Origin of the sequence: Massilia cellulosiltytica (genome assembly GCF_047325105.1) — a bacterium.
GTDB lineage: Bacteria > Pseudomonadota > Gammaproteobacteria > Burkholderiales > Burkholderiaceae_D > Telluria > Telluria orientalis.
In genome coordinates this window covers 3,915,513-3,929,727 of the sequence record NZ_CP168562.1, presented here as the reverse complement: position 1 = coordinate 3,929,727, position 14,215 = coordinate 3,915,513, and the positions used below count along the sequence as shown (strand labels likewise).

Below are 14,215 nucleotides of genomic sequence, written 5' to 3'. Positions count from 1 at the left end.
CCCAGCGCCATGGCCAGCGCGTACGTCTGGATGAGTTGTTTCATGTCGTCCTCGTTGCGAATGCGTGAATGGCACCGCCGCGCACGGGCGCAGGCGGCGACTACAGCGATCAGGCGGCGAGGCGGCGGGGAGGACGTTCGAGCAGGGGCGGGTCGACGCTGGCCAGGTGGCCGGCGCGGAAGGGGATCGCGATGGAAGGCGGTGGAAACGCCGGCGGGACGAGCGGCACGGGCACGAGCGCGACGACGATGCAGCAGTCGCCGCAGACGCTGCGGTGCTTGTGCAGGTGATCGCCGTCGTCCGCCTTGGCCGCGGCGTGGCAATGCTGCGCGACCGGCGCCGCGTGCGCGACGGCCGGCGCACTCACGGACGGCAGCATGCGTGCCGCGGCCAGGCCCTGGAAGGGCAGGGCGAGCAGCAACAGCCAGACGATCAGCGAGCGCATTACGGTCTTCATCGGGCGCATTCTAGCACGATGGACTGTTGCATTTCGATGCATCCAGGTCGCAATACCTGATGCAAAAATGGCCACGCATGCTAGCATATTGCTATTACAACGAGAACAAACGGGAATGGGATGTTGAGGCGCGTGTTCGCGATACGGACCATGCGCAGCCAGCGCCAGGTAGGCGAGCGGGCCGCGCAGGTCATCGACCGGGTGATCTTCGACATGGGTGTGGATCGCCTCGTACAAGGCTCGTTCGCGCTGGATCGCCACTTGCGCCCGCACTTTTCCAGCGCGCCCGTCATGCGGGGCCGCGACGGCGTCGCGGTGGCGCTGGCGCAGCTGGCGGAATGCGCTGTGCTGTCCGCCGTGGCGAAGCGCAATCCCGATCCGGCGGTGTTGCGGTTGCACACCGCGGCCGTCGTCGACGGCCTGCTGCGCGAGTTCCGCGCCCGCTCGCCGCGGTTCCGGGCGTTGCCCGTCGTGCGGGCCGATCAGCGCATCGCCGAGCGCAGCGCGCCCGATTCGAAATAAATGTGGCGGATGGCCGGATACACGGCCGCCACCGCCTTTTCCAGGCGCTCGATCGCCGCCTCCACTTCGTCGATGCGCATGCCGCGGTTGAAACGCACGGCCGCCGTCAGCAGGACTTCGTCCGGCCCGAGCTGCATGCTGAGCAGCTTGCCGACGTCCTCGATGGCCGGATCGTCGCGCAGGATCTCGCACACGCGCCGCGTGGCGTCCGTGCCGATGCCTTCGCCGACGAGCAGCGCGCCGGTCTCGCGCGCGAGAGCGAACGCGGCGCCCACGAGCAGGAGGCCGATCAGCACCGACGCGGCCGGATCGAAATACGGGCTGTCGAACACATGGCCGAGCAGGATGCCGGCGGCCGCGATGGCGAGGCCCAGCAGGGCGGCCGTGTCTTCGATGAACACGGTGAACACGGAGGCGTCCTTGCTCGCGTGGACCGTCTGCCACAGCGAGGCACCCGGCTTGCGCCGCTTGTTCAACGCCTTGCGCGACACGTTCCAGCTATAGCCCTCGAAGCACGCCGACACGCCCAGCACGACGTAGTTCCACATCGGATCCTCGAGCGGCTCCGGATGGCGCAGCGCGCTGATGCCGTGGTAGATGGAGAGTCCGCCGCCCAGCGAAAACACGGACAGCGCGACGAGCAGCGCCCAGAAATACAAGGCCTTGCCGTAGCCGAACGGGTGGCGCTTGTCGGGCGGCTTCTCGCTGTTGCGCTCCCCGACCAGCAACAGGAATTCATTGCCCGTGTCGACCGCGGAGTGGATGCCTTCGGCGAGCATCGCGGCGCTGCCCGTGATGGCGGCGACGATGAACTTGGCGACGGCGATGCCCAGGTTGGCGAGGATCGCCGCGTAGATCACCTTGCGCGAGCCGCCATCTTTTCCGCTTTCTTCCTTGTTTGTTTCCGTCATGGTGTGTGAGCGCTGATATCATCCTGTCTATGTCGAACCAAGTGTAGCCAATCCGCGTGGTGGGGCTTGCACGGCTGGGAGCGGTGGATGAGCGTACGTAATCTCAAGCAACTGTTTGCCCCGAAATCGGTGGCGCTCGTCGGCGCGTCCGAACGTCCGGGAAGCGTCGGCGCGACCATGCTGCGCAACCTGCGCGAAGGGGGCTTCAAGGGGCAGTTGTACCCCGTGAACCCGAAGTACGAGACGCTGGACGGCCTGGAGGTCTGGCCGGACGTCGCGCGGCTGCCGGCGGCGCCGGACCTGGCGATCATCTGCACGCCCCCGTCCACCATCCCCGGCATCGTGCGCAGCCTCGGCGAGCTGGGGACGCGGGCGGCCATCGTGATGAGCGCCGGCGTGTCGACGGCGCGCGACCTGCGCGGCCGCAGCATCAAGCAGGCGATGCTCGATGCCGCCAACCCGTACTTGCTGCGCATCCTCGGCCCGAACAGTTCCGGGCTGCTGGCGCCCGGCATCGGCCTGAACGCGAGCATCGCGATGGGCGGCGCGGCGGCGGGGCGGATCGCGTTCGTGTCCGAATCGGGCGCGCTGATGGCGGGCGTGCTCGATTGGGCACGCACGCGCAACGTCGGCTTTTCCACGATCCTCGCGCTGGGGGAATCGTCCGACGTCGACTTCGGCGACGTGCTCGATTACCTGGCCAGCGATCCCGGCACCTCCGCGATCCTGGTGCATGCGGAAAGCGTGCGTTATGCCCGCAAGTTCATGTCGGCCGCGCGCGCGGCGGCGCGCAGCAAGCCGACCTTGATGCTCAAGGCCGGACGCTCGCTGGAAGCGGCGACGGCCGGGGCCTGTCTCTCCGGCGTGCTCGCGCGGCCGGATGACGTCTACGACGCCGCGATCCGCCGCGCCGGCATGCTGCGCGTGTACACGACCGACCAGCTGTTCGCCGCCGTGGAGACGCTCGCCCGTGCGAAGCCGCTGTTCGGCGAGCGGCTGGCGCTCCTCGGCAACGGCGCCGGCCCCGTCGTGCTGGCGAGCGACGCGCTGCAATACGGCGGCGGCCAGCAGGCCGAACTCGCGCCGGAGACGGTGTCCAGGCTGCGCGACCTCGTGCCCGAATGGAGCGGCACCGGTGAGCTGAACCTGCGCGGCGATGCGCCGCCGGAGCGCTACCGCGACGTCATCGACGTGCTGCTGCACGACCCGCAGGCCAACGCCGTCGTCATGATCCACGCGCCGAACGCCGTCGTCGATCCGGCCGACGTGGCGCGCGCCGTGGCGCCGCTGGCGAAGGCGTCGTCGCGCAACGTGCTCGCGTGCTGGCTCGGGCTGCAGTCCGTGGGCGAGGCGCGCACGATCGCGTACGAAGCGGGCATGCCGGCCTACCGCACGCCGGAAGCGGCCGTGAACGGCTTCCTGCAGATCGTGAACTTCCGCCGCAACCAGCAGTTGCTGATGGAAGTGCCGGCGTCCGTCGGCGACGGCGAACCGGACCGCGAACGCGCGCGCGGCCTCGTGCGCGCCGCGCTGGAACGGGGACGCCGGACGGGCCGTTACCTGCTGGACGACCCGGACACGAAGGCGATCCTCGACGCCTACGGCATCCCCACCGTCCCTACGCGCGCTGCGGCGACGCCGGACGAGGCGGTGGCGATGGCAGCGGACATCGGCTATCCGGTCGCCGTGAAAATCCTGTCGCCGGACGTGGTGCAGAAGTCGGACGTGGGCGGCGTCTCGCTCGACCTGGACTCGCCCGACGCCGTGCGCGCGGCGACGGAGCGCATGGCGCGACGCCTCGCGGAACTGAAGCCGGATGCGCGCCTGGACGGCTTCATCGTACAGGCGATGGCGCGCAATCCGGAAGCGCACGAACTGATCGCGGGCGCGGCGACCGACCCCGTGTTCGGGCCCGTGATCCTGTTCGGCCAGGGCGGCCTCGCGGTGGAAGCGGTGAACGACCACGCCGTCGCGCTGCCGCCACTGAACACGGTGCTGGCGCGCGACCTCATCGCGCGCACGCGCGTCGCGCGCCAGCTGGCCGGCTACCGCAATCACCCGGCCGCGGACCTGGACGCGATCGCCGCCGTGCTCGTGCAGGTGGCGCGCCTCATCGCCGAGGTGCCGGAGATCGTCGAGCTGGACATCAATCCGCTCCTCGCGGACGCCAACGGCGCCGTCGTGCTGGACGCGCGCATGCGCATCGCGATGGCCGACCGCGCCGGCAATGCGCTCGACCGGCTCGCGATCCGGCCGTATCCGGTCGAGCTGGAAGACGTCGTGCCGTGGCAGGGCGGGACGATCCTGCTGCGGCCGATCCGCCCGGAAGACGGCGCCGCCCACGTGGCGTTCTTCAACGCGCTGACGCCGGACGACGTCCGCTACCGCATGTTCGTGCGCGTGCGCGAGCTGCAGCCCGCGCAGCTGGCGCGCTTCACGCAGATCGACTACGACCGCGAGATGGCCTTCATCGCCACGCGCATGGGTCCGGACGGCCATCCCGAGACGCTCGCCGTGGCCCGCGTCGTGGCGGACCCGGACAACATGAGCGCGGAATTCGCCGTGACGGTGCGCTCCGACCTGAAGGGCAAGGGCCTGGGCGTCATGCTGATGAACAAGCTGATCGCGTACTGCCGTGCGCGCGGCACGCGCGAGATCGTGGGCGAGGCGCTGCCGCAAAACGCGCCCGTCATCGGCCTCGTGAAGAAGCTCGGGTTCACCGTCGGGCCGGTGGACGAGGACGAGGGGGTGCGTAAATTCTGGCTGGAGCTGCGGTGACGTCGAACGACAAGATGGAAATGCGGCCGGCAACACGTGGCGATGCAGGCGCGATGCTCGGACTGTTGCAAGCGGTGTGCGCGGAAGGCAGCGCACTGCCGTTCGTCGACGGCATCGATGCGGACATGATCGATCAGGTCTGGCTGGGAGCCAGGGGCTGTGTGCTCGCCTGCGACGGTGGCGGCGTGCTCGGCATGTATCGCTACGGGCCGGCCATGCCGGGGCGAGGTGCACACGTCGCCACGGCCACCTTCCTGGTCGGCGCACACGCACGGCGTCGTGGCGTCGGCCGGGCGCTGGTCGAACATTGCATGGCCTCGGCGAAGGCTGCCGGCTTTCGGGCCATGCAGTTCAACCAGGTCCTCGGCTGCAACCTGCCAGCGCTCGCCCTGTACCGCAGCCTGGGCTTTGCCGTCATCGGGACCGTGCCCGACGCGTTCGATCATATCCGGCACGGCTACGTCGATGCTCATATCATGTACCGGGCGCTTTGACCGGGGCACCCCGCTGGCTCGTGTTAAACCGTGATTCGCGGAAGGCAGTGCGCAGGTGCTCGACTGCGGTCCGAACGCGATGCCGCTGACGCTCCTCTTTTACGTGTTCTTCCGCGCCGGGCATTACCTGGCGCTGCAGCCGGGAGCGCGCGGCGCCGGCAGACCGCTCAGCGCCTGAACCGCACGTCTTCCTGCACGACGGGTGCGTCGCCACGCGCGTCCTTCGTGCCGCCTTTCGGTTTCTTCGGTTTCTTCGGCTTCTTGACGACCTGCCCGGCCGCATTTGTCTGCGGCACGCGGTGCTCGGGCTCGAAGCCGGCTTCCTCCTGGCGCTCCAAGGCCTGCTGCGTCAGCGCCTCGATGGCGGCCAGCTGCTGGACTTCGTCCGCGCACACGAGCGACACCGCGTCGCCGGACGCCCCCGCGCGGCCCGTGCGGCCCGTGCGGTGCACATAGTCTTCCGCCACGATGGGCAGGTCGACGTTGACGACGACCGGCAGTTCCTCGATGTCCAGGCCGCGCGCGGCGACGTCGGTCGCGACGAGCACGCGCACCTCGCCCGCCTTGAAGCGGTCGAGCGCGCGCAGGCGGGCGGGCTGCGGCTTGTCGCCGTGGATCGAGTCGGCCGCGATGCCTTTCGCGTCGAGCAGGTCGACGAGCTGGTCGACGCCCTTGCGCGTCTTCACGAACGCGAGGACCTGCGGCCAGTCGTGGCGCTTCAGCAGGTGCAGGAACAGGTCCGGCTTGCGCTTCTTGTCGACCGGGACGATCCACTGGCGGATCGCCTTCACGGTCGTGTTGCGCGGCGTGGCCTCGATGCTGACCGGATCGGCCAGCAGCTTCGTCGCCAGCGCCCGGATCGGATCGGAGAAGGTGGCGGAGAAGAGCAGCGTCTGGCGGCGTTTCGGCAGCAGCGCGAGCAGGTTGTCGATGTCGCGCGAAAAGCCGAGATCGAGCATGCGGTCCGCTTCGTCCAGCACGAGCGTCTGCACCTGGTTGAAGCGCACCGCGTTCTGGCGCTGCAGGTCGAGCAGGCGGCCCGGCGTAGCGACGAGGACGTCGACGCCTTTACGCAGGCGCATCATCTGCGGATTGATGCTGACGCCGCCGTACGCGACCATCGTGCGCAGCGGCAGTCCGGCCCCGTAGGCGCGCACGCTCTCGTGCACCTGTTCGGCCAGTTCGCGCGTCGGCACGAGGATCAGGGAACGCGCCGAATTGGCCGCCACCTGCACGCCGTCCATCACGAGCCGCTGCAGCAGGGGCAGGGCGAAACCGGCCGTCTTGCCGGTGCCTGTCTGGGCGGCCGCCATGACGTCGCGCCCGGCCAGCACGGCGGGAATCGCCTGCGCCTGGACGGCGGTGGGCGTGGTGTAGGACAGCGAGGCGAGGGTGCGCGTGATCTGGTCGATCAGGCCGAGCGATGCGAACGACATGGTGGCGGAAGCGGCTATTCTTTTCGAAAGGCGACAGTGTAACCGCTAAGCCTCGAAACCGCCGGTAAATGCGAAGTCGACCTCGGGCCTTCTCCCCGACACGATGTCCGCGATCGCCCGCCCCGACCCGCAGCCCATCGTCCAGCCCAGCGTGCCATGCCCCGTGTTCAGGTACAGGTTCGCGAACCGCGTGCGGCCGATGTACGGGACGTTCGACGGCGTCAGCGGGCGCAGGCCGGCCCAGTATGTCGGGTTGGCGTAGTCGCAGGCATCCGGGAACAGCGCGCGCACGCGGCGCGTGATCGCGTCGCAGCGCACGGGGTTCAAGTCGCGCGTGTAGCCGTTCAGTTCGCACGTGCCGGCCACGCGCAGGCGGTCGCCGAGGCGCGAGAACACGAGCTTGTGGCCGTCGTCCGTCAGCGAGACCGTGGGCGCCGCGTCCGGGTCGAGGATGGGATAGGTGGCGGAATATCCCTTGCCCGGATAGATCAGCAGCCGGATGCCCAGCGGCGCCAGCAGGCCGACGGAAAAACTGCCTAGGGCGACCACGACGGCGTCCGCATGCAGCACGCGGTGCCGGCCGTCCGCATCGATGATTTCCACGCCGCGGATGCGGTCGCCTTCGGCCAGCAGGCGCGTGACGGTCGTGTTGTAGGTGAAACGGATGCCGGCGGCCGCGCCGCGTGCCGCGAGCTGCGTCGTGAAGCGATGGACGTCGCCCGATTCGTCGGTGGCCGTGAAGTCGGCGCCGACGAGCTTGCGGCGCACGGTCGCGAGGGCCGGCTCGATCCGCACGGCCTCGTCGGCATCGACCGTCATGCGCGGGCAGCCCAGGTCGCGCATCGCGGCGGCCGCATGGCAGGCCCGCTCGAATTCCCGTGCGTCCGTGTAGAAGTGCAGGATGCCGCGCGTGAGGCTGTCGTACTCGATGCCGGTGCGCGCACGCAATGCCTGCAGGCTGCGGCGGCTGTACTCGGCCATGGCGACGATCCGGCGCAGGTTGGCGGCCACGCGGCCGGGCGCGCATTCGCGCACGAACTGCAGGCACCAGCGCCATTGCAGCGGATCGGCCTGCAGGCGGAACAGCAGCGGCGCATCGGCGCGGCCCAGGGACTGCACGACCTTCAGCAGGCCGGCGGGCGTGGCCCACGGTTCGGCGTGCGAGACGGAGATCTGGCAGCCGTTGGCGAAGCTCGTCTCCTGCGCGGCGCCGCTCCGGCGTTCGATGACGGTGACGTCGTGGCCGGCTTCGGCGAGATACCAGGCGGATGCGGTGCCGACGACGCCGGCGCCCAGGACGATCACGTTCATGGGCGCGCGACCGGGTCGATATCGGGATGATGCATGCGGCTCCTCGTAAGTGCGACGGGTGGAGCCGGCAAGGGAGTACCGGAGCCGGTGCGCGACCGGAATCCGCATGCTTCCCTTCGCTGGCATTACCCAGATCAGGTTCGGAGGGTGTTTCTCACCCGCAGCCGCGGTGGCGGCTGCAGGACCCCTAGCGTTGCCTTATGGCAGGGAAGATTCTAACACGAGGATGCAACGGGACACCGGCCCGCGGTGGGGCCGGAAGTGGGGCAGGCCGCGCGGCAGGCGCGCGGTCAGGCCGTGACGGCGATGGCGGCCGAGGCCAGCACGACGGTGGGTTTCACCGGTTCGCGCCGGTCCTGGCAGGCCACCAGCATGAGGCAGGCCAGGAGCAGCAGGCTCCAGCGTGCGCGATGGTTCATGATGTGCGCCTCCTTTGGCGGCATCCTAGCGCAACGCCGCGGCGCGCGGCGCGCCGGTCACATCGTCAGAACTGGTAGCCGATGCTCGCGCGCACGACCGGATAGACCTTCAACGCATCGACGTCGTCGCGCAGGCGCAGGCGTTCCACGGCGACGTCGTTGGCGAGGGTCTTGCAGACCGTGTTCGACACCGTGCAGCCGACGCTGGCCAGCTGGACGTTCGGGTTGCCCTGGTAGAAGACGCCGAGATCGACGTTCGTGGTCCAGCGCGACGAGCGGGCCAGCGCGTTGCCCCAGCCGATGCCGAGGTAGGGCGCGGCCTTGCGGTAGTCGATGCGGCCCGTCAGCAGGCCGACGTCGGCGGCCGTGTACGCGTGGCCGTTCAGCGTGAAGCCGCCGAGGCCGTTGGGCTTCGCCTTCGCATTGAACTTGTTGCCGTTGTAGACGAGGCCACCGGTCAGGTGGAAGCTGCTGCCTTCGGTCAGGTACCAGTCGAACAGCACGTCGAACGTCTGCAGCTTTCCCTTGATGTCGTAGTCGACGCCGCCGGACGTCTTGTCGAAGTCGTGGCGGAAGTAGTTGACGCCGAAGCGCCCGTTCAAATAGGTTTCCATCGGCACGACGACGTGGAAGCCCACGCCGGTGGAGCCGACGTCGGCCGTTGCGCCGACCTGCGCGTTGGCGGCGCCCGCCGCCAGCAGGGCGGCCGTGGCCAGCACGGTGTATTTCGCGAACATCGATAGCCTTTCAGTGGTTGAGGCCGCGATTGTAGCTGCGCACTTACCGCAGTGGAATTGTTGCGCTGCGGTTTGTTGTAATCCCGCCCGGAACGACAATGTAAGCAGGTGTTGCAGTGAATTGTGCATATGATTTCGTTTGATAAACTTCATTTAAACATTACAACGAGGTCATCCTATGAAAGCCCTGATCTTCGGCGTGGCGCTGTGCGCCGCCTCCCTCCCGGCCCTGGCCCAGACCAACGTCTCCGTCAGCATCGGCCAGCCCGGCTTCTATGGCCGCATCGACATCGGCGACTACGTGCCGCGTCCCGTCGTGTACGCGCCGCAGCCGGTGATCATCACGCCGGCGCCGCACTACGTCGCGGAGCCCGTGTACCTGCGCGTGCCGCCGGGCCACCGCAAGCACTGGGCCAGGTACTGCGGCCGCTACGGCGCCTGCGGCCGTCCGGTCCTGTTCGTGCGCGACGAGTGGTACACGAACACCTATGTGCCGCGCTACCGCGAGCATGTCGGCTACCGCGGCGACTACCGCGGCGGCCCGCGCGAAGTGCGTGTCGTCGAGCGCGTCGAGTACCGCGACGACCGCGGCCATGGCGACTGGGACCGCGGTCACGGCCACGGCAATGGTCATGGCCATGGCAACGGTCACGGCAAGGGTCACGGACACGGCCACGACTGATCCGTGCCGGGCGGTTTCGCCGCCCCGTAGTAAACTGCCTGCGTGAGCCCGGCAACGGGCGCGACCGACGGAGGCAGGCTTGCAAAGCGATATCGTGATCGTGGGCGGCGGGGCTGGCGGACTGGAGCTGGCCTGCAAACTGGGCCGCAAACTCGGCCCGGACAAGGTGACGCTGGTCGACAGCCGGCTGTACCACGTGTGGAAACCATCGCTGCACGAGGTGGCGGCCGGCACGCTGGACATCCACCAGGAAGGCCTGTCGTACCAGATGCTCGCGCACGACCGCGGCTTTTCCTTCGTGTACGGCGCCATGACGGCGCTGGACGCGGCCGCGCGCCGCATCACGATCGCCCCCGTCACCGCGGCCGGCGACGGCGAGGAGGTGCTGCCCGAACGCACGCTCGGCTACCGCTCGCTCGTGATCGCCGTCGGCAGCACGTCGAATTATTTCGGCGTGCCCGGCGCGCGTGAACACACGATTTCCCTGAATGCCACCGAGGACGCGGAACGGTTCCGCCTGCGCCTGCTGCGCCTGCTCGCCCAGGCCGAGCAGCAGAACGAGGACGGCGCCGGCGGCTCCGGCCTCGACATCGTCATCATCGGCGGCGGCGCCACGGGCGTCGAACTGGCGGCGGAATTGCGCGAAGCGTCCGGCGTGTATGCCGCGTATGGCTTCCGGCGCCTGCAGGTCAAGCGCGACGTGCGCATCACCCTGCTCGAGGGCGCGCCGCGGATCCTCGCGCCGCTGCCCGAGCGGGTGTCCGCCGCGGCCGCGCGCCTGCTCGACCAGCGCGCCATCCGCGTCGTGACGGATTGCCGCGTGAACGGCATCGGCCCGAAACAGGTCAGCGACAACAAGGGCAATGTCTATCCGGCCGACCTGTGCGTGTGGGCGGCGGGCATCCGCGCGCCGGAATTCCTGGGCTCGCTGGGGCTGCCGGTCGCGAAGGGCGGCCAGATCGAGGTGGACGCGCACCTGCGCGTACAAGGCGTGCCCGACGTGTATGCGCTGGGCGACTGCGCGGCCTGCACGGACGGCAACGGCAAGCCCGTGCCGCCGCGCGCCCAGGCCGCGCACCAGCAGGCCGACTACCTGCTCAAGACGTTCCTGCGCCTCGACAAGGGCGAACAAGCGCAGAAGGATCCCTACGTCTACCGCGATTACGGGTCGCTCGTCTCGATCGGCCGCGAGACGACGGTGGGCAGCCTGATGGGTTCGCTACGGGGCGCCAGCCTGTTCGTGGAAGGGTTCATGGCGCGCATCATGTACATGAGCCTGCACCTGATGCACCACAAGGCCGTGCTGGGGTCGCTGCGCACGGGCCTGATGGCGTTCGCGCGCTTCCTGATCCGGCGGACGACGCCGCTCGTCAAACTGCACTGAGCGTGACGTCGTCTCTCAGGTTCCCTGTTTTGGAAAGACCAGCGTGAGCGCGGTGCCCTTGCCGTCCGGTCCGGCGCCGATGGTCAGGGTGCCGCCCAGCGTGCGGGCCCGTTCGCGCAGCATGCGCAGGCCGTAGCAGTTCGCGGGCGGCGAGGCGGCCGTGCCGGGGCCGACGCCATCGTCGCGCACCGTCAGCATGGCCTGGTCGCCGTCGTCGTCGAGGATCACGTCGACCTTCGCCGCCTGCGCGTGCCTGACGATGTTGCGCAGGCCTTCCTCGGCGCAGCGCAGCAGTGCCACGCCCTGGGCGCGGGTGTAGTCGGGATCTTCGTCCGGCATGCTGGCTTTCGCCTTGATGCCGTGTTCGCGGCCCCATTCCTGCACGAGTTCCGCGATGGCGGCCTTGGGACCGAGGAATTCCAGCTTGTCGTTCCAGAGCGCCAACTGCATCTTGCGGTTGGTCTCGATGATGTTGTTCAGCAGTTGCTTCATCTGCGCGGCGCGGTCGCGCTGCGGCTGGTCCTGCAGGTGCTGCGACAGCAGGCCGAGATGCATCGTCAGCGCCGTCATCGACGAACCGAGGCTGTCGTGCAGCCGGCGGGCCAGCAGGCGTCGTTCTTCGTCCCAGCAGGTCGTCATATGGGCCAGGAGTTCGGCCAGCTCGGCGGCACGCGCCGCATGCTGGCTGTCTTCTCCGGAATCCGGCGGATGAGGTTCCGAAACTTTCATGAAGGCAACCAAATTATGTTTCTCGGGATGATACAACAGCTTGGGCCGGGACGGCGCAGGAATCGTCTTTGTGAGTTCCCGTACAGTCCGATGTTGCAGATCCGGTCATTCTAAGGGCTCTGGCCGAGCGCCGATAACCCCACTGAAGGAGTCAACATGAGCACGAGAACCCAATCCGGCGCACAGGCCGGCACCCAGTCGAACACCATGGCCGCAGGCCAGGACGCCATCGCCCTCCTGACCGCCGACCACCGCGAAGTGGCCGAGATGTTCGAACAGTTCGAGCAGCTGGGCGACCGCGCCACTACCAGCAAGGAAAAGCTGAAGGACAAGATCTGCAAGGCGCTGATCGCCCACACGACCATCGAAGAGGAAATCTTCTATCCGGCCGTGCGCGCGGCAAACGTCGAGGAGGGCGAGGACATGGTCGACGAGGCGATCGTCGAGCACGCCGCGGCGAAAGACCTCATCAAGCAGCTGCAGGAAATGCAGCCGGACGACGAGCTGTACGACGCGAAAGTGAAAGTGCTCAGCGAACAGATCGAGCACCACGTCAAGGAAGAAGAGAAAGAGATGTTCCCGAAGGCGAAGAAGGCGGGTCTCGACCTGCTGGCGCTGGGCCAGGAAATGGCATTGCGCAAGCAGGAACTGATGTCGACGCTGTAATCCTGTCGGTCAGCCGGCGGCCGCCGGCTTGATTTGCGGCCGGCCCGCGTCGTCCGGAGCGGGCGCCGCGGCGGCCAGCTGTTCGAGCAGGGCATTCAGATCCACGGGCTTCACCAGGTGCAGGTCGAAGCCCGCCTCCATGACGCGGCGCTGGTCTTCTTCGAGACCGTAACCCGTCACCGCGATCAGCCGGATCGCACGCGCCGCCGGGTCCTGGCGCAAGCGGCGCGCCACTTCGTAGCCATCGATGCCGGGAAGTCCGATATCGACGAGGGCCACGTCCGGCGTTTCCGAGCATGCCACGCGTACGCCTTCCAGGCCGTCGCCTGCCTGCAACACCGGATAGCCGAACGAGGCGAGCATCGTCGCCATCATCTCGCGGCCGTCGTCGTTGTCTTCGATCAGCAGGATTTTCGGCTTGCCCGCTTCCTGCGGCCGGGCGCGCGCGGGCGCGTCGGCGGACAGCGCCGCGTCGGTGCGCGGCAGGCGGATCTCGAACGTGCTGCCGCTGCTGTTGCCGGGGCTGCAGGCGCTCACGGTGCCGCCATGCAGTTCGACGAGGCGGCGCACGAGCGACAGGCCGATCCCGAGGCCGCCCTGCGAGCGGTCGATCGAGATCGCGCCCTGCACGAACACGTCGAACACGTGCGGCAGCAGGTCCGGCGCGATGCCGACGCCGGAATCGCTCACGCGCAGCACGACGTCTTCGCCGATCGGCACCACCGTGATCTCGATGCGGCCGCCGGCCGGCGTGTATTTCAGCGCGTTGTCGATGAGGTTCGTCGCGATCTGTTCCAGCCGCGTCGCGTCGCCGTCGACCCAGGCCGGCGCCAGTTGCGCGTCGATGTCGTAGCCGGTCGTGCGGCCCGTCGCGCGGAACGTGTCGAGGCAGCTGGAGACGAGCGTGGCGATGTCCAGGCGCTTGCGCGACAGCAGGATCTTGCCTGACATGGCGCGCGACAAATCCAATAAATCGTCGACGATGCGCGACAAATGCTGGCTTTGGCGCTGGATGATCACGCGGGCCCGCGTGATCGCATCGCCGCTGACGCCCGGCATGCCGAGCAGCGAACCGGCGCTGCTGATGGCGGACAGCGGGTTGCGCAACTCATGGCCCAGCATGGCGAGGAATTCGTCCTTGGCGCTGCTCTTGCGTTCGGCCGCGCGCCGCTCTTCCATCTCGCGCACGAGACGTTTATTGGTCGCGGTCAGCTCGGTCGTGCGCTGGGACAGCTTTTCCGCCTGGCGCTTCAGTTGCTCGTTCTTCGTCGCGAGCGCCACGAACACCTGCACTTTGGCGCGCAGCACCTGCGGGATCACGGGCGTGAACAGGAAATCGGCGGCGCCGCGCTGATAGGCCTTCAGGCGGTCGATCTCGTCGGCGAGGAAGGCCGTGACGAAGATGATCGGGATGTCGGCGGAGCGGGGACGCAGGTGGATCGCCTCGGCCGTTTCGAATCCGTCCATGCCGGGCATGTTCACGTCGAGCAGGATCACCGCGAAATCGTGACGGAGTACCTGGCGCAGCGCATCCTGGCCGGAGCGCGCGGACAGGACCTCGTAATTGCTTTCGTCGGCCCATTGCTCCAGCAGGCTCGTCAGTGCAAGCAGGCTGGCGGCGTCGTCGTTGACGACGAGAATCTTCGGTTTTTCGGTAAGGGACACGGCGTTCGAACAGGCTCGGAAACT

The 14,215-nt window shown here is 68.3% G+C and carries 14 protein-coding genes and 1 riboswitch; of the genes, 6 read left to right on the top strand and 8 right to left on the bottom strand.

Annotated features, from left to right (window positions below):
* Nucleotides 1-109: 109 nt before the first annotated feature.
* The gene (locus ACEN9H_RS17150; protein WP_413671372.1) at nt 110-457 is read right to left on the bottom strand and encodes a hypothetical protein; all 348 of its coding nucleotides are present in this window, start codon (nt 455-457) and stop codon (nt 110-112) included.
* A 132-nt stretch (nt 458-589) separates the two neighbouring features.
* On the opposite strand from ACEN9H_RS17150, the gene ACEN9H_RS17145 reads away from it, so the two are divergent.
* Nucleotides 590-979 (top strand): hypothetical protein, encoded by a 390-nt coding sequence (locus tag ACEN9H_RS17145; protein WP_156403795.1) that lies wholly within the window; start codon nt 590-592, stop codon nt 977-979.
* Here ACEN9H_RS17145 and ACEN9H_RS17140 read toward each other — a convergent pair.
* Entirely contained in the window at nt 940-1,890 is a 951-nt protein-coding gene (locus ACEN9H_RS17140) for a cation diffusion facilitator family transporter (protein WP_056131341.1), read from the bottom strand. The genes ACEN9H_RS17145 and ACEN9H_RS17140 overlap by 40 nt on opposite strands.
* Before the next feature lie 87 nt (nt 1,891-1,977).
* On the opposite strand from ACEN9H_RS17140, the gene ACEN9H_RS17135 reads away from it, so the two are divergent.
* Together ACEN9H_RS17135 and ACEN9H_RS17130 are read left to right on the top strand one after the other, a co-directional pair.
* Nucleotides 1,978-4,668, top strand: coding sequence for a GNAT family N-acetyltransferase (locus ACEN9H_RS17135; protein ID WP_413671371.1), 2,691 nt, complete (start codon nt 1,978-1,980; stop codon nt 4,666-4,668).
* Nucleotides 4,665-5,162 carry an N-acetyltransferase family protein gene (locus tag ACEN9H_RS17130; RefSeq protein ID WP_413671370.1) on the top strand — a complete coding sequence of 166 codons (498 nt, stop codon included), beginning with the start codon at nt 4,665-4,667 and terminating at the stop codon, nt 5,160-5,162. The genes ACEN9H_RS17135 and ACEN9H_RS17130 overlap by 4 nt, the downstream gene beginning before the upstream one ends.
* Nucleotides 5,163-5,329: 167 nt before the next feature.
* Here ACEN9H_RS17130 and ACEN9H_RS17125 read toward each other — a convergent pair whose 3' ends face one another.
* From ACEN9H_RS17125 to ACEN9H_RS17110, 4 genes are all read right to left on the bottom strand, one after another.
* Nucleotides 5,330-6,598 (bottom strand): DEAD/DEAH box helicase, encoded by a 1,269-nt coding sequence (locus ACEN9H_RS17125; RefSeq protein ID WP_413671369.1) that lies wholly within the window; start codon nt 6,596-6,598, stop codon nt 5,330-5,332.
* A gap of 45 nt (nt 6,599-6,643) precedes the next feature.
* Nucleotides 6,644-8,017 carry a D-amino acid dehydrogenase gene (locus ACEN9H_RS17120; protein ID WP_413671368.1) on the bottom strand — a complete coding sequence of 458 codons (1,374 nt, stop codon included), beginning with the start codon at nt 8,015-8,017 and terminating at the stop codon, nt 6,644-6,646.
* A riboswitch (TPP riboswitch) is annotated at nt 8,004-8,108 on the bottom strand. Its footprint overlaps the gene before it by 14 nt.
* 91 nt (nt 8,109-8,199) lie before the next feature.
* The gene (locus ACEN9H_RS17115) at nt 8,200-8,328 is read right to left on the bottom strand and encodes a hypothetical protein (protein ID WP_267873850.1); all 129 of its coding nucleotides are present in this window, start codon (nt 8,326-8,328) and stop codon (nt 8,200-8,202) included.
* Nucleotides 8,329-8,393: 65 nt separating this feature from the next.
* A complete protein-coding gene (locus ACEN9H_RS17110) occupies nt 8,394-9,065 on the bottom strand; it encodes a hypothetical protein (RefSeq protein ID WP_413671367.1) in 672 nt (223 codons plus the stop codon).
* Nucleotides 9,066-9,243: 178 nt separating this feature from the next.
* Between ACEN9H_RS17110 and ACEN9H_RS17105 the strand changes: the two genes are divergently transcribed.
* Both ACEN9H_RS17105 and ACEN9H_RS17100 read left to right on the top strand, forming a co-directional pair.
* Entirely contained in the window at nt 9,244-9,747 is a 504-nt protein-coding gene (locus ACEN9H_RS17105; protein ID WP_056131354.1) for a hypothetical protein, read from the top strand.
* A gap of 79 nt (nt 9,748-9,826) precedes the next feature.
* On the top strand, nt 9,827-11,131 hold the full coding sequence (locus tag ACEN9H_RS17100) for an NAD(P)/FAD-dependent oxidoreductase (RefSeq protein WP_413671366.1): 1,305 nt from the start codon (nt 9,827-9,829) through the stop codon (nt 11,129-11,131).
* A gap of 15 nt (nt 11,132-11,146) precedes the next feature.
* Here the strand turns inward: ACEN9H_RS17100 and ACEN9H_RS17095 are convergent, their stop codons facing one another.
* Nucleotides 11,147-11,860 (bottom strand): sensor histidine kinase, encoded by a 714-nt coding sequence (locus ACEN9H_RS17095; protein WP_413671365.1) that lies wholly within the window; start codon nt 11,858-11,860, stop codon nt 11,147-11,149.
* A 156-nt stretch (nt 11,861-12,016) separates the two neighbouring features.
* On the opposite strand from ACEN9H_RS17095, the gene ACEN9H_RS17090 reads away from it, so the two are divergent.
* Nucleotides 12,017-12,526, top strand: a complete 510-nt coding sequence (locus tag ACEN9H_RS17090) for a hemerythrin domain-containing protein (protein WP_413671364.1) — start codon at nt 12,017-12,019, stop codon at nt 12,524-12,526.
* A gap of 9 nt (nt 12,527-12,535) precedes the next feature.
* Here the strand turns inward: ACEN9H_RS17090 and ACEN9H_RS17085 are convergent, their stop codons facing one another.
* Nucleotides 12,536-14,191 (bottom strand): response regulator, encoded by a 1,656-nt coding sequence (locus ACEN9H_RS17085; RefSeq protein WP_413671363.1) that lies wholly within the window; start codon nt 14,189-14,191, stop codon nt 12,536-12,538.
* Nucleotides 14,192-14,215: the final 24 nt, after the last annotated feature.

Coding starts and splice junctions, on each gene's coding strand:
- ACEN9H_RS17125 (WP_413671369.1), bottom strand. CDS start 6,598: ATGTCGTTCGCATCGCTCGGCCTGATCGACCAGATCACGCGCACCCTC.
- ACEN9H_RS17140 (WP_056131341.1), bottom strand. CDS start 1,890: ATGACGGAAACAAACAAGGAAGAAAGCGGAAAAGATGGCGGCTCGCGC.
- ACEN9H_RS17095 (WP_413671365.1), bottom strand. CDS start 11,860: ATGAAAGTTTCGGAACCTCATCCGCCGGATTCCGGAGAAGACAGCCAG.
- ACEN9H_RS17135 (WP_413671371.1), top strand. CDS start 1,978: ATGAGCGTACGTAATCTCAAGCAACTGTTTGCCCCGAAATCGGTGGCG.
- ACEN9H_RS17105 (WP_056131354.1), top strand. CDS start 9,244: ATGAAAGCCCTGATCTTCGGCGTGGCGCTGTGCGCCGCCTCCCTCCCG.
- ACEN9H_RS17110 (WP_413671367.1), bottom strand. CDS start 9,065: ATGTTCGCGAAATACACCGTGCTGGCCACGGCCGCCCTGCTGGCGGCG.
- ACEN9H_RS17090 (WP_413671364.1), top strand. CDS start 12,017: ATGAGCACGAGAACCCAATCCGGCGCACAGGCCGGCACCCAGTCGAAC.
- ACEN9H_RS17115 (WP_267873850.1), bottom strand. CDS start 8,328: ATGAACCATCGCGCACGCTGGAGCCTGCTGCTCCTGGCCTGCCTCATG.
- ACEN9H_RS17120 (WP_413671368.1), bottom strand. CDS start 8,017: ATGCGGATTCCGGTCGCGCACCGGCTCCGGTACTCCCTTGCCGGCTCC.
- ACEN9H_RS17150 (WP_413671372.1), bottom strand. CDS start 457: ATGAAGACCGTAATGCGCTCGCTGATCGTCTGGCTGTTGCTGCTCGCC.